The organism is Pseudoduganella violaceinigra DSM 15887 (assembly GCF_000425385.1).
GTDB classification, from domain to species: domain Bacteria; phylum Pseudomonadota; class Gammaproteobacteria; order Burkholderiales; family Burkholderiaceae_D; genus Rugamonas; species Rugamonas violaceinigra.
Map to the genome: position 1 here is coordinate 300504 of NZ_KE384357.1, position 18780 is coordinate 319283.

The 18780-nt window shown below is 67.0% G+C and carries 17 protein-coding genes; 4 read left to right on the forward strand and 13 right to left on the reverse strand.

The window, feature by feature from the left end; all coding sequences use genetic code 11:
* Window positions 1-33: 33 nt before the first annotated feature.
* Entirely contained in the window at window positions 34-1203 is a 1170-nt protein-coding gene (locus H597_RS0121030) for a GGDEF domain-containing protein (RefSeq protein ID WP_028103862.1), read from the reverse strand.
* Between the two features lie 21 nt (window positions 1204-1224).
* A complete protein-coding gene (locus tag H597_RS0121035; protein ID WP_028103863.1) occupies window positions 1225-1500 on the reverse strand; it encodes a hypothetical protein in 276 nt (91 codons plus the stop codon).
* A 155-nt stretch (window positions 1501-1655) separates the two neighbouring features.
* On the opposite strand from H597_RS0121035, the gene H597_RS0121040 reads away from it, so the two are divergent.
* Window positions 1656-2426: a spermine/spermidine synthase domain-containing protein gene (locus H597_RS0121040; protein WP_035374845.1), complete on the forward strand. Its 771-nt coding sequence runs from the start codon at window positions 1656-1658 to the stop codon at window positions 2424-2426.
* A 130-nt stretch (window positions 2427-2556) separates the two neighbouring features.
* Entirely contained in the window at window positions 2557-2754 is a 198-nt protein-coding gene (locus H597_RS0121045; protein WP_028103865.1) for a hypothetical protein, read from the forward strand.
* A gap of 6 nt (window positions 2755-2760) precedes the next feature.
* On the opposite strand, the gene H597_RS0121050 is transcribed toward H597_RS0121045, so the two are convergent.
* Window positions 2761-3243 carry an acyl-CoA thioesterase gene (locus H597_RS0121050; RefSeq protein WP_028103866.1) on the reverse strand — a complete coding sequence of 161 codons (483 nt, stop codon included), beginning with the start codon at window positions 3241-3243 and terminating at the stop codon, window positions 2761-2763.
* Window positions 3244-3268: 25 nt separating this feature from the next.
* On the reverse strand, window positions 3269-6139 hold the full coding sequence (locus H597_RS0121055; protein ID WP_028103867.1) for a CheR family methyltransferase: 2871 nt from the start codon (window positions 6137-6139) through the stop codon (window positions 3269-3271).
* A 104-nt stretch (window positions 6140-6243) separates the two neighbouring features.
* On the opposite strand from H597_RS0121055, the gene H597_RS0121060 reads away from it, so the two are divergent.
* Together H597_RS0121060 and H597_RS31880 are read left to right on the forward strand one after the other, a co-directional pair.
* Window positions 6244-7560 (forward strand): M16 family metallopeptidase, encoded by a 1317-nt coding sequence (locus H597_RS0121060; protein ID WP_028103868.1) that lies wholly within the window; start codon window positions 6244-6246, stop codon window positions 7558-7560.
* 3 nt (window positions 7561-7563) lie between these two features.
* Window positions 7564-8946: a M16 family metallopeptidase gene (locus tag H597_RS31880; RefSeq protein ID WP_051294028.1), complete on the forward strand. Its 1383-nt coding sequence runs from the start codon at window positions 7564-7566 to the stop codon at window positions 8944-8946.
* Between the two features lie 25 nt (window positions 8947-8971).
* On the opposite strand, the gene H597_RS0121070 is transcribed toward H597_RS31880, so the two are convergent.
* From H597_RS0121070 to H597_RS0121110, 9 genes are read right to left on the reverse strand one after another with little or no spacing between them, the layout of a single operon-like run.
* A complete protein-coding gene (locus H597_RS0121070) occupies window positions 8972-10105 on the reverse strand; it encodes a hypothetical protein (RefSeq protein ID WP_028103869.1) in 1134 nt (377 codons plus the stop codon).
* Window positions 10102-10812: an outer membrane lipoprotein-sorting protein gene (locus H597_RS33470; RefSeq protein ID WP_051293974.1), complete on the reverse strand. Its 711-nt coding sequence runs from the start codon at window positions 10810-10812 to the stop codon at window positions 10102-10104. Before H597_RS33470 ends, H597_RS0121070 begins: the two co-directional genes overlap by 4 nt.
* A gap of 3 nt (window positions 10813-10815) precedes the next feature.
* The gene (locus H597_RS0121080) at window positions 10816-12045 is read right to left on the reverse strand and encodes an ABC transporter permease (RefSeq protein ID WP_028103870.1); all 1230 of its coding nucleotides are present in this window, start codon (window positions 12043-12045) and stop codon (window positions 10816-10818) included.
* Window positions 12042-12716, reverse strand: coding sequence for an ABC transporter ATP-binding protein (locus tag H597_RS0121085; RefSeq protein ID WP_035374846.1), 675 nt, complete (start codon window positions 12714-12716; stop codon window positions 12042-12044). Before H597_RS0121085 ends, H597_RS0121080 begins: the two co-directional genes overlap by 4 nt.
* Window positions 12716-13165, reverse strand: a complete 450-nt coding sequence (locus tag H597_RS0121090; RefSeq protein WP_051293975.1) for a DUF2141 domain-containing protein — start codon at window positions 13163-13165, stop codon at window positions 12716-12718. The genes H597_RS0121085 and H597_RS0121090 overlap by 1 nt, the downstream gene beginning before the upstream one ends.
* 14 nt (window positions 13166-13179) lie before the next feature.
* Window positions 13180-14286 carry an ABC transporter permease gene (locus tag H597_RS0121095; RefSeq protein WP_028103873.1) on the reverse strand — a complete coding sequence of 369 codons (1107 nt, stop codon included), beginning with the start codon at window positions 14284-14286 and terminating at the stop codon, window positions 13180-13182.
* Window positions 14283-16601: an ABC transporter ATP-binding protein gene (locus tag H597_RS33475; protein WP_051293976.1), complete on the reverse strand. Its 2319-nt coding sequence runs from the start codon at window positions 16599-16601 to the stop codon at window positions 14283-14285. The genes H597_RS0121095 and H597_RS33475 overlap by 4 nt, the downstream gene beginning before the upstream one ends.
* Window positions 16598-17455, reverse strand: coding sequence for a SagB/ThcOx family dehydrogenase (locus H597_RS31895; RefSeq protein WP_051293977.1), 858 nt, complete (start codon window positions 17453-17455; stop codon window positions 16598-16600). Before H597_RS31895 ends, H597_RS33475 begins: the two co-directional genes overlap by 4 nt.
* Window positions 17452-18780 (reverse strand): YcaO-like family protein, encoded by a 1329-nt coding sequence (locus H597_RS0121110; protein ID WP_028103874.1) that lies wholly within the window; start codon window positions 18778-18780, stop codon window positions 17452-17454. Before H597_RS0121110 ends, H597_RS31895 begins: the two co-directional genes overlap by 4 nt.

Sequence of the window (18780 nt, forward strand, 5' to 3'; positions counted from 1 at the left end):
ATGGTAGCACAGTACGCCAGCAGTGTTACGCAGTCATGACAAGATCTCCATGTGCATGGGCCCGGGCGGCTGCGCAACCTGGTTTTCGCCGCGTAGCTTGGCTGCCTGCAGGGCCTCGTCGGCGCGCTTGAACAGGCTGACGGTGCTGTCGTCGGCGCGGATGGTGGTGACGCCCAGGCTGGCCGTCAACTTGATCACGGCGCGTTCGGTCTTGACCGGCATCGCCTCGATGGCGCGGCGGATGCGTTCGGCCACCATCATGGCGTTCTCCTGGTCGGTGCGCGGCAGCTGGATGGCGAACTCGGCCCCGCCCAGGCGGCCCATCAGGTCGGAATCGCGCAGCTGCCGCTTGCAGGTTTCCACCATGATCTTGAGGGCGGCATCGCCCGCCGCATGGCCGTAGCTGTCGTTGACCCGCTTGAACTGGTCCAGCGAAAGGATGATCATGGCCGTCGGCTGGCCGGGACGGCGCGCCAGCGCCATCCAGGTGCCCAGCGCCTGGTAGAAACCGCGCCGGTTCGGCACATCGGTCAAAGGATCGACGGTTTCCAGCCTGAGGATTTCCGACTGCAGCTTTTCGCGCGACAGCAGCAGATAGCCGAAGGCGTTGGTCAGCATCATCAGGTAGAAGCCGCCAAAGCCGAACAGCTGCAACAGGTTCGGGCCGACCCAGGACACGCCGTCCGGATAAGCCGCCGTCAGCAGGCCGCGCCCGACCACGAGCAGCGTGATCGCGAACATGACCACCACCAGGAAACGGCGCAGCATGCTGCCGGCGCTCCAGGCGCGCGCCAGCGCCAGCACCCCGGCCAGGAAGAAGAAGCCGACAAACAGCGATCCGGCCGCAAGGCGCAGCGACGGCGAGCTATCGAGCACATGGAAAGCCAGCTGCACGCCCACCGCCAGCGACAGCGCAGGATACAGGTGGTTGCGCCAGCGCGTACGGCCGAAGCCTTGCCAGAAGGCGCCCGCATCAAGGGCGAAGCCGACCAGCAGCAAGGAATTGGCCGCCGGGCCGGCCAGCAGTTCCGGCACCACGCCGCGGAAATACAGCAGCATCCAGCCCACCGCCTGGCATTGCTTGGCAACGGCCCAGGTGGAGAGGGTCAACGACTTCCTGCTCTCGTATTCGAAGAAAAACAGCGCTGCGCACAAACTGAGGTTGCCCAGCGCGAGGGCAAGGACCAGGGTCTTGATATCCATTGCTTGGCGGCCGCGCCGCGCTCAGACTTCGTGCTCGACGTTGCTGCTGCCGTCGCCGATCTTGCTGGCCCAGGCTTTGGCGAAGAAATCTTTTTCGTCCTCCGTCGGCGCGTCGTGCCAGAACACGATCAGGGTGCCTTTATGGTCGTGCAGCTGGCTGACCTTTTCGATGAAGGATTGCTTGCCGGCGTGGTCGGCCAGGGCGGCCACGTAACCATACACGCGGGTCAGGCGCTCGATGCGGTCCGGTTCCGTGAAGCTGTTGGTCGCGGTGATGGTCGGATGGTCTAAGAACATTTATCGTCTCCAGGCTGCCTATGTTGGCAATGTACCCATAAAAGTTACCGATGTAAACGCGAGCGCCCTATCACGCGGCTCATCCGGTACACTGGGGTGGAGACCGCCGTTCGGCAGCTTATCAGATCATTACGGTTCGTAACAAGTTGACAAACATGACGCCAGCACATGAGCATCGTCCCCTGGTCCGCCGCCGGCGCGGCCGCCTGACGCTGGAATTCACGCCAGGCGAGGTCCAGAGCCAGATGGACCCGGCCGACCCGGACGCCCTGGTGCTGGCCTATGCGCGCGCCATGATGTGCTTCGTCCTGTTCAAACCGCACCCCGAACATATCGTCATGGTGGGCCTGGGCGGCGGCTCCCTGGCCAAATTCTGCTACCGCTACCTGCCCCGCACCCGCATCACGGTACTGGAATTGCGGGCCGATGTCATTGCCCTGCGCGAGCGCTTCGCCATCCCGCCGGACGATGCGCGCTTCCGCGTCATCCAGTGCGATGCGGCCCAGTATATGCGCGAACTGAAGGATAGCGCCGACGTGCTGCTGGTGGATGGCTTCGACGCCGACGGCTTGCCGGGCGCCCTGGCGACCGACCACTTCTACGCCGACTGCCGCCGCGCCCTGCGCCCGGACGGCGTGCTGGCCGCCAATGTCTTCAACTACGACCCCAAATACCGCAGCGTGCTGGTGCGCCTGGCCAATGCCTTCCACGACCGCATCTGCCAGTTCACGGGCATCGCCGGCAACAACCACATCCTGTTCGCCGTCCGCCCGGGACGCGCGCCCGGCGCTCCCGCCAGCGCCATGCAGCGCCGCGTGGCCGCCTGGGGCAGCCCGACGCCGGGCCTGGGTTTTGGCCTGGCCAACCGCCTGTTGGCAATTTACACCGTCGCCCGCCTGCGCAAGAGCGATTTGCAAGGAATTTAAGCACCGTTACGCCTTGCCAGGCGTAGAATCGGAGCTATTGGTAATTCCTGATGCCGTGAGGGTTATTGCGTGGCAGCAAGAAGCTAAACAGCGCCGCCCCACGCCGGCAGCGCGCCTGAAGGAGAGGAACATGATCATGAACAGCGTCGACCTGCATCGCCAGCAAGTGCGCATTGATCACCGCACGCGCGATATCATCAACCAGGCTGTCGCCGCCCTGCCCGAAGTGGGCCTGCGGCGCGCCGCCGAATTCCTGTTCGCGATGGGCGTGCCGCATCCGATTGCGATGCGCACCCTGGTCTATCCTACCCACCGCCGCGCGGTTTAAGCCGCTTTAATTCTTCTTCGCCGCAGCCGCCACTTGCTGGCGCGCCGCCTTGCGCCGCTTCGCCTGGTCCCAGCGCGCCACCTGCTCCGGGGTCTGCGGCACCAGCGCCGGCACGGCCTGCGGCTTGCGGTCCTGGTCCACCGCCACCATCGTGAAGTAGCAGCTGTTGGCGTGGCGCACCAGGCGCTGCTGGATATTTTCCGCCACCACCCGGATGCCCACCTCCATCGAGCTGCTACCGGTGTAATTGACCGACGCCAGGAAGGTCACCAGTTCGCCCACATGGATAGGCTGCAGGAACATCACCTGGTCCACCGACAGCGTCACCACATAGCTGCCGGAATAGCGGCTGGCGCAGGCATAGGCCACGCCGTCCAGCAGCTTCAGGATCGCCCCGCCGTGCACATTGCCGGAGAAGTTGGCCATATCGGGGGTCATCAGGACCGTCATTGTCAGCTCGTGCGCCGACCAGTGCTGCGTGTTTTCCATCGCCATGCAGGAGAGTTGTCAATGGCTATATCCTACCCGATGGCGGAACAGCGTGCTCGGCGGAATCGATGCTGCAGCCAAACCATTTTTCCACATCGCCCACTGCGTCCCGCAGCGGCATGGCCAGCACGCTGGCCCGCGGCCAGGCGCCGCCGGGGCTATGCAGGCGCACTTCGGCGTCCAGCGCCGCGCCATGGCGCACCGCGTCGCGCCACAGATGGCGCAGGCCGGCGCGGTCGTCGGGATGGACGGCGTCGAGCCAGCCTTCGCCCAGCGACTCGCCCGGGGCCTGCCCGGTGCGGGCCTGCCAGCCGGCCGAACCGTCCACCACCTGCCCGGCGCCGTCGGTTTCCCAGCATGATTGCGCCAGGCCGTGCAGCAGCGCGCGCAGGCGCGTTTCGCTAGCCAGCAAGCCGGCCTGCGCGCGCGCCCGCTCGAACGCCGCGCCGATGCGCGCCGTCGATTCCGCGAACAGCGCCGCTTCGGCCGGCGTCCATTCGCGTGCCGACGGTTGGCAGGCAAGGAAGAAGCCGAGCCAGCGCTGGCCCTTGCGGCAGAGCGCGCCCAGCAGTGCGCCACTGCCGCCGGCCATGGCCGCCAAGCCTCCCCCGCGCGCCGCGCCGCACGCAAGGTCCGGCTCGGCCACCGCTTCGCCGGCACTCCAGCGCACCAGCACCGCCGCGCCGAGCGCGTCCACCGCGCCCTCGCCCTGCAGCGGCGCGGCGCCTGACGCATGGCCGGGCAGGGCGGCATAGCGGCCGGCGCGAATGTCCGCATAGGCCAGGCGCGGCACCGCAAGGCGCTCGCCCAGCAGGCGGCAACCCAAGGCCAGCAAGGCCATCGGGTCGGCCAGCGGGCGCAAGGCGTCCCCCAGGCTCAGCTGGAATTCCTGGTCGCTGGCGACGGCGCGCGCCGACTCGTCCTCCGCGCGGCGCTGGCTGATGTCGAAGAAGGTCAGCACGGCGCCGATGATGACGTCCTCGGCGGTGCGGTAAGGCCGCACGCGCACCATGAAATGGCGGCCGTCGGTGCCCGGCACTTCGCGCTCGAGCGGCTGCAAGTGGTCCAAGGCATGCGCCACGTCGCGCGCCAGCTCCGGATAGTGCAGGCGGTGCGTGATATCGAGCAGGCTGCGGCCCACATCGCGCGGGATCAGATTGAAGATGCCGGCGGCGCGCGGAGTAAAACGCCACACCACCAGGGCCGGATCCACAAACACGGTCGCCAGGTCCACCGATGCGATCATGTTGTTCAAGTCATCGTTCGCCATGCTGGAATCGGCCAGCCGCGCCTTCAGTTCGGAATTGATGGTGGTCAGCTCCTCATTATTCGACTGCATCTGCTCGCAACCGATCTCCGCCACCGCCAGGCGGTCGCGCATCTCGTCCATCGAGGCCGGCGGTGCCGCACGCTCAGGCGGCGCCGCGTAGCCGGGCGCAGACCCGGGCCAGCGGGACTGCACGCTGTGCGCCCGGTAGATGCGGTGGGTGCGGTCGACCGGCGCAAACAATTCGGGCATGGTGCCGGCCGTTTCGGCGTTGCCCAGGAACAGGTAGCCGGCGCCGCCCAGGCCGAAATGCAAGTGCTGCAGCAGTTCCTTTTGCTTCGAGCGGTCCAGGTAAATCATGAAATTGCGGCAGCTGACCAGGTCCAGGCCGGCAAAGGGGGGATCGCGCAACAGGTTATGGCTGGCGAAGGTAATCATCTCGCGCAGCGGCTGCCGTACCCGGTACTGCCCGCCGGCATGCTCGAAATAGCGTTCCAGGCTGGCCGCAGGGACTTCGTCCCGGATCGCCTCGGGATACAGCCCGGCGCGCGCCACCGCCAAGGCTTGCTCGTCGACATCGGAGGCGAAGATATGGATCCGCGGCGCGCGTGGCATGATACGCGCGATATCCGCCAGCATGATGGCCAGGGAATAGGCTTCCTGCCCGGTCGAGCAGGCCGCGACCCAGGCCCGCATCTCGCCCTTGGCACGCGCGTCCAGCATGGCGCGCAAGGCCACCTCGCGCAAACGCTCGAAGGCCTGGCGATCGCGGAAAAATCCGGTCACCCCGATCAGCAGGTCGTGCATCAACTGGGCCGCCTCGGCGCCGTCGTGCACCAGCAGCGCACGGTATTCGGCCACGCTGTGCGCGCCGTACTGCAACAGGCGGTGCTCCAGCCGGCGCAAGATGGTGGGCCGCTTGTAGTTGCGGAAGTCATGGCCGGTACGCTCGTTGACAATGGTCAGCACATCCTGCACGGCCTGCGCCTCGCCCTCCTCCGGCGCCGCGCCGCGGCGCGCCGCGGCCAGCGCCAGCAGGCGCGGCGCGATCTCGCCCGCCGGCAGCACGGCGTCGGCCTGGCCGGCATCGACGGCGGCCTGCGGCAACGCGGGGTGCTGCGCATCCTGCGGCAACTGGACGACGGCGGCGCCGCCCTGTGCGCGCACGGCCGCCAGGCCGGCGCAGCCATCCGAGCCCATGCCCGACAGCAGGACGCCCAGCGCCAGTTGCCGGTGCGACAGCGCCAGCGAATGCAGGAAATGGTCGATGGCGCGCGGCGCGGCGCCGCGGGCGCCCGCCTTGTCGATGATCAGGAAGCGTCCTTCCATCTTGAGCAGGGTACCGGGGGCGATCACGTACACGTGGTTGGGCCGTACTTCGGTCGGATGCTCGGTCACCTGCAGCACAGGCATCTTGCTGCAGCGCTGCAGCGCCTCGGCCAGGTGGCTGGGCAGGTCCGCCGGCAAGTGCATGATGACCACGATGGCCAGCCCGGGCTCGGACGGCAGTCCGGGCAGCAGGCGCTGCAGCGCCTGCAGGCCGCCGGCCGACGCACCGATGCCGATCAGCGGAAACAGCGCGCTTGCCTTGTCCTGCTCAGCCTTTGCAGGCGCGTTCCGCGGGTTCATTAAATAGGGACTCCTTGCCCCATTCTACCCGCTCCTGAAAAATTAGCATTTTCGCCATGGATAAAGTATTCTTTCGCCAGCTTCTTTCAGGGAAAGGAATACCAATGAAGTTGAAATTATTGGCGGCGCTGCTGGGCTATGCGGCCGCCTCGTACGCCCAGGCCGCGCTGACGGCCGAGCAGGTCAAGACCTTCACGCTCAACAACGGCATGAAGTTCATCGTGCTGGAGAGCTCCTCCATCCCGAACGCCAATATGTACACGTTCTGGAAGGTCGGCTCGCGCAATGAAGCGCCCGGCATCACCGGCCTGTCGCACTTCTTCGAACACATGATGTTCAACGGCTCGAAAAACTACGGTCCCAAAATGTTCGACCGTACGATGGAAGCCAGCGGCGGCGCCAATAACGCTTACACCAACAACGATGTGACCGTGTACCAGGACTGGTTCCCGGCATCGTCGCTGGAAACGATTTTCAAACTCGAAGGCGACCGCATCGCCCACCTGTCGATCGATCCTAAAATGGTGGAGAGCGAACGCGGCGTCGTGCTGTCCGAGCGCAGCACCGGCCTGGAAAACTCGAATATGCAGATGCTGATGCAGGACCTGGACAGCGTCGCTTTCGTGGCCCACCCCTATGCGATTCCGACCATCGGCTGGGAATCGGATATCAAGGCATGGACCCAGCAGGACCTGCAGAACTATTTCCGCACCTACTACGCGCCGAACAACGCCGTGTCCGTCATCGTCGGCGACGTCAAGGCCGACGACGTGAAAAAGCTGGCCACCAAGTATTTCGGCGGCATCCCGAAACGCGCGGCGCCGCCGGCCGTGCGCACCGTCGAACCGGAGCAGAAAGGCGAACGCCGCCTGTTCGTCGCCAAGCCATCCGCCACCTCGGCCAACCTGATCGTGGCCTACAAAGTGCCGGAAAGGGCCGCCCCCGAAGCCTACGCACTGGACGTGCTGCAGGCGGTGCTCACCGAAGGCAAGACTTCGCGCCTGTACAAAGCCCTGGTGGAAACCCAGCTGGCAACCAGCGTCAACGCCGGCAGCAGCGAAGGCTTCGATCCCGGCCTGCTGTACTTGATGACCGTGGCCGCCGCCGGCGTGGAAACGGCCAAGGTCGAAAAAGCCATGCTGGAAGCGATCGACCAGGTGGCCAAGGATGGCGTCAGCGACGAAGAGCTGCAGAAAGTCAAGAACGCCAAGCTGCTGGGCATCTACCGCATGCAGGAAACCATTAACGGCAAGGCGCAAATGCTGGGCAACTATGAAGTCTTCAACGGCGACTACCGGAAGGCCTTCGACGCCCCGGCCGCCTACGAAAAGCTGACCGTGGCCGATATCCAGGCGGTCGCCGCCAAGTACCTGAAGAAATCGCAGCGCACCATCGGCGTGCTGGCTGCGAAGGAGGACTGATTGATGAAGAAACTGTTTTCTATCGCCTTGACCGGCGCCGTCGCCGCCTCTGCGCACGCCGCCGAATTCAAGCTGCCCGCGTTCGAAACCGCCAAGCTGCCGAACGGCCTGACCGTCTACCTGATGGAGCGCCACGACGTGCCCCTAGTCGCCGTGCGCGCCGTCGTGAAAGCCGGCGCCGTCAACGATGGCGCGCAGGCCGGCCTGGCCAACCTGACCGGCGACGGCGTGCTGCTCGGCTCCGCCAAACATACCAAGGCCCAGATCGACCAGGCCTTCGACTTCCGCGGCGCGGCCCTGGCCGGCGGCGGCAGCGTCGAGCAATCGATGGTCGCCACCAACTTCGCCCGCAAGGACACCGACACCCTGCTGCCCCTGTTCGCGGAACTGGTGCAGGAGCCGAGCTTCGACGCGGCGGAACTGGACAAGCTGCGCGCGCGCAAAGTCAACGGCCTGAAACAGGCCAAGGAAAGCCCGCGCCAGGTGGTCGGCACCTACTACCGCTCGATGCTGTTCGGGAATGCCGCCTACGCCAACCCGCCATCGGGCACGGTCAACAGCCTGTCCGCCCTCAAGCAGGACGACGTGAAAACCTTCCACAAGCGCTACTTCCGCCCCGACAACGCCGCCCTGATCGTGGTCGGCGACTTCGACCCCGCCGAGATGCGCCGCAAAGTGGAAAGCCTGTTCGGCCAATGGCAGGCGGAAGGCCCGGCCCCGCAGCGCGCCGACTACGGCAAGGTGCATGCCGACAAGGCCCGCGTATGGCTGGTGAACAAATCCGACGCCATCGAGACCACCTTTGTGATCGGCGGCCCCGGCATCGCCCGCAACGATCCGGACTACGTGCCGCTGCAGGTGCTGAACACCGTGCTGGGCGGGCGCTTCACCTCCTGGCTGAACGACGAGCTGCGCGTGAACTCGGGCCTGACCTACGGCGCCAATTCGAGTTTCGGCACGCTGTCGCAGACCGGCACTTTCTCGATCTCCAGCTTCACCGCCCTGCCGAAAACGGAAGCGGCGCTGGACCTGGCCCTGAAGACCTACGACCGCCTATGGAGCAAGGGCATCGACCAAGCCACGCTGGACTCGGCCAAAGCCTACGTGAAAGGCCAGTTCCCGCCGCGCTATGAAACCAGCGAGCAGTTGGCATCCCTGCTGGGCGACATGTACGCGAATGATGTGAGCCGCAGCCAGATCGACAACTTCATGAAAGACGTCGACAGCCTGACGCCGGAACGCGCCAAGCAGCTGGTCGACAAGCACTTCCCGCGCAAGAACCTGCAGATGGTCCTGGTGGGCAAAGCCGCCGAGATCGGCAAGATCGCCGCCAAATACGGCGAAGTAACGACGCTCGACATCACCGCCGACGGCTTCCAACCATAATAAAAGCCGGGGTCAGCTCCGGCTTTCAAAATGCATGACGCAGGCGCAGGGCGAGGGTTTCTTTCACGGGGGAGAGGGCGCGCTCGCTGTCTGCTGCGCCTTGCTGCCGCATCATCGACAGCATCAGGTGTGTCCGGGCATTGATGGCGAAGTCGGCCTGGCCGTGCCATACCTTGCTCTTGTCTTCCAGGCCCATATAGGCGCCGCCGCTAATATCCCATGAACCAGCCGTTTGCGACAGCGTGACGCTGGCATAGTGCTGCCTGGCGCCCAGGCTTGGCAGGCGCGCCGCCAATTGCGCCAGTGCATAGGGCGGCAACATGGATTCGGCCTGCACGCGCAGCGCATCGTATTCCGCATCCGCCATGCCCTGGCCATTGTAGGAATATTCCAGCTGCAGTTTGGGCAGCAGACGCGGTGTCAGGATCACTCCGGCGGTGGCGCGCGTGTAGGCGGCGTCGCCGCCATTGCGGTAGGCGGAAGCGTACCAGGACAGGGCATTGGCGGGGGCGGAGCTGACGGTGGCGCCGACGCCTGCGTGGGCGCCATGCGCCCGGCGTACCAGTACGCTGACGCTGGCGGCGTCGAATTCGTAGCCCAGCTTGAGGATCGATTGCACGCGTCCGCCCGCCTGGCGCGCATGCAGTGCCGCGGCGCTGGCGCGCGCGCCGCTCCACCCCAGCACCGCCATCGGGATGCCTTCGGCGTTGCCGAGGGTGTCGAGCGGGTCGCTCAGGTCCGTGCGTTTCTGCAGGAAGCCGAGCGGCTGGTTGATGTAGGAGGGATCGAGCGAGTAGAGGCGCTTGCCGAGCGATAGGGACAGTCCGTCCACCGCTTCGCTGAGGTCGAAGACGCGGTTAAGCTCCTGCAGCGTGACCTTGCCGTGCGTGTGCACATCACGCGCGTCCGTCTGCTGTGTTTCGGTGCGCAGGGCTTCGGTCCGCACCCGCCACGTGACATCCTGCAGGCGGCCTTCCAGCAAGCCGACGGCGCGCGTGCCGGTGCCGGGGATTGCCAGGAAGTTGTCGCGGTTAAGCGGTGAATCCCCTAGGATAGTGCGCTCCTGCGCGCCGAGCGCGAAGCCGCCGGTCCAGTCTTCGCTTGCCGCGCACGGCGCCGCAACGGCGAATGCCAGCGGCAGGCATTGCAGCCCCTTCATTGCTCGAGGGTGCGCGGATTGAACATATTGGCGGGGAATTCCGCCGCCTTGACCTTTTCGAATACCACGCGGGTTTCCTCGCCCGGTTGCTGCGGATCGGCATAGCGGGTGGTCGGCGGCAGGCCGCCTTTGGCGGCGTCGAAGGTGGCGATCTTCAGCAGTTTGCCGCTGGCCACGTACAGCATGGCCTTGAGCGGCACGTAGCGGCCGTCCTGGCGCGCGGCCAGCAGCGTGATCTTCGCATAGGTGGCGGCGTCATTGCGGCTGCGCAGTTCCAGCGCAACGCAGGACTTGGCGGGGCAGCCGTCGGTGTCGCCTTCAAGCACCGTGGCGTCGTAGTCGTGGCTGAAGCGGATGCGCGACAGGTCGCCGATATTCGCCTTGCCAAGCAAGGTTTGCAGCGGCGTCAGGCGGATCGCGCGGCGCGTGCGCGGCGCGTAGAAAAACAGGCCGCTGTCGGTGGTCAGGAATTTCTGGCCGCGCTGGTCGACGCTGGTCGCCTCCACCAGCACCTGGTTGTAGTTGGCGCCGCGGATCACATAGGTTCCGGGCTCCTGCTCCTTGCCCGCTTCGATGCGGACGTTCGCTTCGAAGCTGTTGACCGGCATACGGTACTGGTCGACCTGCTGCAGGATTTCGGCGGCATTCGGAACGGACGCTTGCGCGGCGCCGGCAATCATCATCAGGATCAGGATTGGTTTCAGCATGGCTTAATTCGAGGTCAGTATGGCTTTTACAGGCATGCGGCCGATACGGCGGCTGGTCAGCCAGGCCGCCATCATGGCGACCAGCGGCAGCATGGCCATGATCACGATGCTTGGCTGGAATAGCCACAGCAGGTGCAGTGGGACGCCAACATTGCGGCCCGGCGGCGGCGCCAGTTCGATGCCGGCGGCGTTGATGGCAACGGTCGCCAGCCATGCCGCGACACCGCCAGCGAGCGCGCCGAAAGCGCCCTGCAGCAGCCCTTCGAACATGAACAGGCGCCGCACCATGGCCTGCGGGATGCCCATCGCGCGCAGGGTGCCGATTTCCTTGCTGCGTTCATAGATGGTGGCCAGCGTCATCGCCGCCACGCCGAGGAACACGATCAGGCCGATGATGGCGCCGAATACGATGAACTGGTTGCGGAACAGCGCCATCACTTGCGGGTACAGGGGAGCCAGTTCCTGCCAGCGCGCCAGGCGCACCTTGGCGCCCAGCCTCTGCGCCAGGCTGGCGGACAGCGCGTCGGCGCCCGCCGTGTCCTGGTACAGCACGGACAGGCTGGAGATTTTTTTCGTGCGCAGCAGCTCCTGCGCCGTTTCGATCGGCAGCTGCAGGGTGTACAGGTCGCGTTCCGGCACGCCGGTGGCGATGATGCCCGCCACGTCGACGTCCATGGCGTTCACGCTGCCCTGCACGGTGGTGGTCATCAGGGTCAGCGACTGGCCAGGTTTCACGCCCAGGCGGCGCGCCATTTCCTTGCCGATCAGGGCCTGGTAGCGGCCCTCCCCGCCCGCGCGCAGCGGTTCGCCTTCCGCCAGCAACTGGAAGGCGCCGTAGGCCTGCCGCTCGCGCAAGGGATCGACCCCTTGCGCCTCAAAATTGAGGGTGCGCGGCCCGTTGGACACCAGGCCGCTGAACTGCAGGCGCGGCGCGATGCGGCGCACGCCGTCGTTCCGCGCCAGCACGGCTTCGACGCGGGCGCGTTCGTCGGCATCCAGGCCGTATTGCAGCTGCTGCTCCGTGTAGCCGTCCGCCGGCGGCACGGCAGTGACCTGCGCGTGCCCCAGGCCGCCGCGGATCGTGCTTTCGCGCAGTCCTTCCAAGGAGGCGGCGATATAGGCGGCGAACAGCAGCAAGGCCAGCGCGCCGACGGCGATTGTTCCGCCCAACAGCAGCGAACGGCGGCCGTTGCGCAGTACGTTGCGATGCGCCAGCACCAGCCATTGCGTCATGCCGCCACCTTGCCGTCTTCCAGGCGCAACACCTGGCCTGCCATGTCCATCACGCGCTGGTCGTGGGTGGCGATGATGAAGGTCGTGCCCAGGTCGCGGTGCAGCCGGTCGACCAGCTCCAGCATCTGCTGGGCCGTCTTGCTATCGAGGTTGCCGGTCGGTTCGTCGGCGATCACCAGTTTGGGCCGCCGGACCAGGGCGCGCGCGATCGCCACGCGCTGCTGCTGGCCGCCGGACAGTTGCGCCGGCGTGTGCCCGAGGCGCTGCGCCATGCCCACCAGCGCCAGCATGTCGCCGGCCGCCTTGCGCCGTTCCTGCTTCGGCAATGCGCTGGTGGCCAGTGCCAGTTCCACGTTCTCCTGCGCCGTCAGCGTGCCGACCAGGTTGAAGTGCTGGAAGACAAAGCCAAGCTTGCTGCTGCGGAAGGCATCCAGTTCGTGCTCCGCCAGGGAGTCCAGCGCCGCGCCGTCGAGGTGGATGCTGCCGCTGTCAGGCTGCTCGAAACGCGCCAGCATGCCGAGCAAGGTGCTTTTGCCGCTGCCGGAAGGGCCGGCAATCGCCACCACCGATGGCTGATCGACGCGGAAAGACACCGCGTCGAGCGCGGCGATCTGCTCTTCGCCGCGCCGGTAATGCTTGCTGACCTGCCGTACGTCGACCACTGGCGCCATCAGTACACCATGTCCAGTGCGATAGCGTTGGCGCCCGGCTTGATGTCGAAACGCGCATCGTCGAAGTTCGGCGGGCCCCAATGGCCGCGCGCATTGCGGGAGAAGCCGTAGCCCTCCAGCGGCATGCCGCTGGCGGCCTTGTCCAGCTTTCCATTGTTGTTTTCGTCGTGGTAGACCATGACGGCATAGCTGCCCGGCGCAATGCCGGTGAAGTTCAACTCATGCGGCGCGCCCGCCTGCTGGACCGCAAAATACTGGCACTGCTTCAGGAAGGACTCGCGGTTGCAGATGGCCCCCATCAGCGCGCCCTTCTGCCCTGCCACGCCACCCAGGGTGACATGCAGCGTCGCGGCGCCGACGGCAACCGGCTGACGCCCGCCCACCGCATAGGCAGCGGCGGCGCCCAGCGCCAGCAAGCCGGCCAGGATCAGGATGTGCGTCTTCTTCAATCAATCCTCCTCTTTCAGTGCTGGTCGCGCGGCGTCCAGCCGAAGCGGCGCACGGCCAGCAGCAGGCATGCCGTCATCATCGCGGCCAGGATGGTGATGCTGTAGGCGTCTCCCTGCCAGCTCATGCCGCCCGTCAGGGCACGGCGGATACTCGCCATCATGGCGTTCAGCGGCAGGAATTCCAGGGTATCGCGCAGCAGCGGCGGCAAGCCGCCCAGCGGGATCATCAGGTTACCGGAGAACAGCAGCGGGAAGTACAGCAGGTTGCTCAGCATGGTAACACCGGCCACGCTGCGGCTGACCGACGCCAGCAGCAGCCCTAGTGCGAGGAAGGCTGCGCAGCCCAAGGCCAGCATGCCGCCGGCCGCCGCGATTCCCGAAGCGCCGGCGCCCAACCGCACGCCGTACACGGCCCAGGCCACGGCAAACATGGCGGCGCTGGCCAGCACGATCACCACCAGGCGCGAAAGGCACCAGGCCAGCACCACCACGCCGGTCGGCATGGGGAACAGCTGATACAGGCGGAACATGCCGCCTTCGCGCGCGGCGACCAGGGGGGCGGCAAAGCCCATCAGGCTGGTGGACAGGATGACCAGGCCGGCCAGGCCGCTGACCAGGAACAGTTTGTAGTCGATCGCGGCGGCGGGTGCAGGCGGCATCGGCATGACCACGCGCGGCGCGTCATGCAGGCCGCCCAGGTTATAGGCGTCGCTGAAGCCGCGCAGCATGCCGTAGCTGGCTTCCAGCGTGGGGCCGGCCGCCAGGGCCGTCTCCAGCTTCATTTCGGTGCTGCGCCCTTCCCTGACGGCCTGTGCGAAGCCGGCGGGGATGCTGAGTTCCAGATCGGGCTTGACGCCCGGCGCGGGGTCGATCAGGCGGAACACAACGCTGTTCTGCAGACGCAGGCCGCGCGTCAGTTCGCGGGCGTAGGCTGCGCTGTCGGCGCTGTGGTCCATATCGTGGACGACCAGCGTCACCGGGCCCAGTTTCGCTTCCTGCCCGAACAGGGCCATCTGCATCATCAACATCAGCAGCGGGAAAGCAAAGGTCCAGAACAGGGCCAGGCGCCCGCGCAGGAAAAGCGCCAGGTCGGCGCGCACCAGGTGCAGCAGGATCTTCATGCGGTTTCGCCTTTGGCAAGGTGGGCCAGGAAGTCTTCGATGGTCGACGCTTCGAGGCCGAAGTTTGCGATTGCGTGCTGGTCGATGAAGCGGCGGAATCCAACGTCGAATTCCGGCCCGCCATGCAGCGACCAGCCATCCTGGGCCGGTTCGGCATGCAGCAGCGCCGGCAGCGCGCGCATGGCCTGCTGCACATCGTCGGGCAGCGCCTGGCCGATACGGGCCTTGAAGCGGCCGACGCGGCGCGACAGCAGTTCATCCAGCGTGCCGCCGTCGACGATCTTGCCGCGCTCCATGCACAGGATGCGGTCCATCCCGAGCAGGTCGGCCGGGATATGGGAAATCTGCAGCACGGTAAGCGGCAGCTTGGCCAGCAGATCGCGCAGGGCGCGCGCGTGCCATTCGTCCAGGCCCAGCGTCGGCTCGTCCAGCAAGGCCAGGCCAGGCACATGGGACAGCGCAAGCCACAGCATGACGCGCTGCTTCTGGCCGCGCGACAGCTGCTGCCACATGCGGGCGCGCAGTTCCTCCATGCCGAGGGCGCGCGTCACCGCGGCTTCGGTACGGCGGTACATCGTTGCATGCATGGCCATGATCTCGCTCACGCGCATCTGGCCCGGCAGGTCGGCGCCTTGCAGCAGGCCGCCCAGCTGTTGCCGTACTTGCGCATCGCGCGGGTCGCCGATCGCCAGCCGGACCTGGCCGCGCTCAGGCGGACGCAGTCCCAGCAAGGACTCCAGCAGCACGGTCTTGCCGCTGCCGTTCGGGCCGACCAGCGCCACGCGCTCGCCTTGCCGCAGCAGGAAGTCGCCAGGCTGCAGCAGGAAGCCCGACGGCAGTTTCAATTCGATGCCGGCCGCCGCAAGCATCACGGGCGCCAGGACCGCCGCCACGTCTTCAACCGCGTCGGCGACGCTGTCGGCCGCAATCTCCAGCGCTTCATCGCCCGGATCGATGTCGTTATCGAGCATCATTTCGCGGGCATGGGCGCGGTACAGCGGGTGCTGCATGGCCTCGCGCAGCATGCCTGCGCCGCGGTCGCGGTCCCCGCCGTAGTTCGGCGGGGCATGCAGCAGCAGCGAAGCGTGGTGGATCAGCAGGTCGGGGTCGCCGGCAATCAGCTCCTGCGCCTTGCCGAAGGCGTGCAGGGCGTTCTGCCCGGCCGTGGCAACCTTGATGATGTTCGGTTGCGCCAGCAGGATGGCGAGAATGGCGCGCACACCGCGCCACAGCCATTGCCGGCCCGGCGGCAGGATGTCGGCAGCCTTGAGCAAGGCGTCGATGCGGGCTTCCTGCTCGGCCGGCAGCTTGGCGCCGCCGTGCACGTGGAGCAGCGCCTGGTTCAGGCGGGCGCTGAGCAGGATATCCAGCAGCGCCGGCTGGGCGAAGACAGCTTCCGCCTCCAGCATGGCGATGCCGGCATCCAGGTCGCCGGCGTTCTTGCTGACCCAGGCCGCGAAAATGGCTTCCTGCACCTGCGTGACCAGTGCGCCGGTCTGCGCCGCGTCGGCCACGGCCGGCGCCGCCTCGATCGGCAGGCCGCTGGCCTGCCCCGCCAGTTCGGCAATGCGCGCATCCGATGGCGCGCGCGCGACGGCGCGGAACAGCGACACGACCGCACCGCTGCCGCCTTGCGCGTCAACCGCCGCCAGCAGGTCGGCGCCGACGCGGCAGGCGGCACGGTAGACGTCCAGGTTGGCGCCGGCGGCGGCGCCGAACATGGCGTCGCCGTCCCGCGACAGCATGGCGCGCAGCGGAGGCGCCAGCTCGGGGCGCTGGGGCAAAGGCGTGGCGCCGCCGAAGCGGTTGGCGAACAGCTGCGCCAAGCCCTCATCGAGCAGGCGCACGCCGCAAGTCAGGAAGCAGTGCGCCACTTCATGGAACACCACGGCGCGCAGGCCGTCGGCAAACCCTTCCGACTGGGTGGACAGGCGCACCAGCGCCAGCCCCGGCAGGCTCTCCATGGTCAGGTGCAGGTCGCGCTCGGAAGGCACGCACTGCAGCAGGATGCACGGAGGCGGCAGGCCGAGGAAGGCGGCGCAGCTGGCGACCGCCTCGTCGAAATTCTTGAGCAGCGCCGGCGGCAGTTCCTGTCCGCCCAGCACGTACACGCTGCCGGCGGCGCGCCAGGCGCGGCGGCCTTCCAGCATGTCCTGCAGAATGGTGTAAGCGTGGAAGCGCCCGCGCAGCGCAAACAGGCGTTCCAGCGCCTGGGCGGCGCCTTCGCTATCGCCCGATGCGGCCAGGCGCAGCACGGCGCCAGCGGCATCGCGCAGCCACGACTCGCTGTCCTGCCAGCCCGGAGTGTCGTTCATTCGTCCTCGCTGGCGGCAGGTGCGGGCGGCAATTCCCGGCCAAGCAGCATGACCGAAGCCACGGTTTCGGTGACGCCGTCGATATCCAGCAGGGCCGCCAGTTCGTCGTCATAGTAGGCGCCGTAGACCAGGGAGCCCAGCCCCAGGCCCTGCGCCGCCAGGCACAGGTTCTGCGACGCGTGGCCGGCTTCCAGCAGCGACATGCGGTAGCCGCGCGCGCCATACTTGGCGGTCGCGCGCTGCGGCACGCTGGTCATCACGCACACCACAGGCGCCTTGACGCCGGACTCGCCCGACTTCACCTCGGCGCTGCCGAAAGCGTCGCCCTGCTGCGCCTTCAGCACGCGCAGCAAGTGGTTGCGCGCATCGTAATGGGCGATGCAGGGCGCCACCCCTTCCACATGATTCAGGAAGAAGTAGAACTCGGTCGGATACAGGCCGCCCGGGGACGGATAGGAGCGGAACGCCAGCTTCACATGCGGCGCGATATCGCTCTTGGCCAGGCGCCGCACGCGCAGCGCGTGGTGCAGCAGGCTGGAAAGCTCCTGCAGCGTCATGGCTGGGGCGAAGGCGCGCGCGCTCTTGCGCAGTTCCAGCGCCTGCGCCAGGTCGCCCAGCGCCATCTGCGGCTCCGGCAGTTCGAGAGCCGGGCAGGACGGGAAGGCGTTGTAGCCGGCGGCGCCGCGCGCGATATAGGCCGGATGGCGCAGGAAGCGCACAATGTTCTTCACCTGCCCCATCAAGGTGGCGCGGTGGAACTTGGTCTGCTCGTGCAGGATCTCGGCCGGGTCGTCGATGTCGAACTGGCCCGCCATGGCCTGCGGCGGCAGCAATTCCTGGAGGGTCTTGGTCATGGGAATGGATGCGGATCGGGATTAGGTTCAGGCACGCCGGGCAGGCCCCAGTGCGCGGCAATGACGCGCAGGCGGCGCTCGTCGCGGGTCAGCATGCCGTCGCCGAACAGCAGCGGATGCAGGCCGGGCACGAAGGCACGCAGCACGCAGAAGCCCAGGCTGGCCACGTCGCCGGAGGTCACATCCACCGCCAGTGCGCGCAAGCCCATCGACTTCAGGCGCGCCAGCAGGTCGTCCATATTGGCGAGCTGGTGCAGCGACGGGTGGTCGGACGAAATCGTGGCCTCGTTGGTGAACAGGAAGTCCATCGCGCCCTGGCGTTCGCGCTCCAGGAAGTAGGCGAAATGGTCGCCCGGATTGCGGATCGCGGCGCGCTCGGGCAGCGGGTTGCCGGCCGACAGGATCGAGCTGCCCCAGCAATAGCCGTGGAAGGCTTCCACCACGGCCTTGTTGATGGCGGTCGCCACGTCGACGTGGGCGCTGGCGCCCAGCGACATGGTGCCGTCGTTGCGGCTGCGGGCCAGGCACAGCACCACCGGCATGCCGACATCGGTGCTGATATCCCACAGGTGCACGTCCAGGCTCGGATGCGCCAGCTGGCGGCGCACGCCGGACAGCAGGCGCTCCATCGTCGCCGGCGCCACCACCAGCTTGCGCGGCGCGTATTGCATCTGCCACATGGCGGCGAAGGCGTCGCGTTCGATCACTTCGGACAGGCCGCTCAGCAGCGCCCTGCCCTCGTCCATGCCCGTCGCCAGGCCGGTGGACGAGGACTGCATGACGATTTCGCGCTTGTCCTTGACCTGCATGCCGAGGTAGACCATCTGCGCCGGGACATAGGTCTCGCGCTCGGGATCCATCAGGTCGGCGGCCGGCGCCCAGGCGCGCACCACGGACCTGTCGTCGGGGGCGAACTCGAAGCCCTCCACATACTGCTCGGGCGTAAACAGCACGAACTGGCCGGGACCGACCGCCGCCTCGCCCAGCGCGTCCTGGGAGGCATACAGCACCTGGTCGTCGAAGTGGGCCGCCGCCGCATAGCGCTCCACCGCTTCGCCGAAGGCCGCCCACATGGCGGACGTGCGGTCGAACGCGGCGCCGGAGCCGGCCAGGCTGGCGCGGTCGGAATTGGGGTTATTGGCCTTGCCGCGCGCCGGATCGATCATCATGCTCTTGATGTCGACCATCAGCGCGTTGAACACGAACAGGCCGCGCGCGTCGGGATGCTCGGTCTCCTCCAGCAGCGTGGTGATGATGCCGTGGCGGCGGTTGACCAGGGCCTGGTGCACCAGGGCCAGATGGCCGGCGTCGGACAAGCGCTCCAT

Excerpts from the sequence above, each read along its gene's own strand:
- H597_RS0121030 (WP_028103862.1), bottom strand. The coding sequence starts at position 1,203 with ATGGATATCAAGACCCTGGTCCTTGCCCTCGCGCTGGGCAACCTCAGT.
- H597_RS0121035 (WP_028103863.1), bottom strand. The coding sequence starts at position 1,500 with ATGTTCTTAGACCATCCGACCATCACCGCGACCAACAGCTTCACGGAA.
- H597_RS0121040 (WP_035374845.1), top strand. The coding sequence starts at position 1,656 with ATGACGCCAGCACATGAGCATCGTCCCCTGGTCCGCCGCCGGCGCGGC.
- H597_RS0121045 (WP_028103865.1), top strand. The coding sequence starts at position 2,557 with ATGATCATGAACAGCGTCGACCTGCATCGCCAGCAAGTGCGCATTGAT.
- H597_RS0121050 (WP_028103866.1), bottom strand. The coding sequence starts at position 3,243 with ATGGAAAACACGCAGCACTGGTCGGCGCACGAGCTGACAATGACGGTC.
- H597_RS0121055 (WP_028103867.1), bottom strand. The coding sequence starts at position 6,139 with ATGAACCCGCGGAACGCGCCTGCAAAGGCTGAGCAGGACAAGGCAAGC.
- H597_RS0121060 (WP_028103868.1), top strand. The coding sequence starts at position 6,244 with ATGAAGTTGAAATTATTGGCGGCGCTGCTGGGCTATGCGGCCGCCTCG.
- H597_RS31880 (WP_051294028.1), top strand. The coding sequence starts at position 7,564 with ATGAAGAAACTGTTTTCTATCGCCTTGACCGGCGCCGTCGCCGCCTCT.
- H597_RS0121070 (WP_028103869.1), bottom strand. The coding sequence starts at position 10,105 with ATGAAGGGGCTGCAATGCCTGCCGCTGGCATTCGCCGTTGCGGCGCCG.
- H597_RS33470 (WP_051293974.1), bottom strand. The coding sequence starts at position 10,812 with ATGCTGAAACCAATCCTGATCCTGATGATGATTGCCGGCGCCGCGCAA.
- H597_RS0121080 (WP_028103870.1), bottom strand. The coding sequence starts at position 12,045 with ATGACGCAATGGCTGGTGCTGGCGCATCGCAACGTACTGCGCAACGGC.
- H597_RS0121085 (WP_035374846.1), bottom strand. The coding sequence starts at position 12,716 with ATGGCGCCAGTGGTCGACGTACGGCAGGTCAGCAAGCATTACCGGCGC.
- H597_RS0121095 (WP_028103873.1), bottom strand. The coding sequence starts at position 14,286 with ATGAAGATCCTGCTGCACCTGGTGCGCGCCGACCTGGCGCTTTTCCTG.
- H597_RS33475 (WP_051293976.1), bottom strand. The coding sequence starts at position 16,601 with ATGAACGACACTCCGGGCTGGCAGGACAGCGAGTCGTGGCTGCGCGAT.
- H597_RS31895 (WP_051293977.1), bottom strand. The coding sequence starts at position 17,455 with ATGACCAAGACCCTCCAGGAATTGCTGCCGCCGCAGGCCATGGCGGGC.
- H597_RS0121110 (WP_028103874.1), bottom strand. The coding sequence starts at position 18,780 with ATGGAGCGCTTGTCCGACGCCGGCCATCTGGCCCTGGTGCACCAGGCC.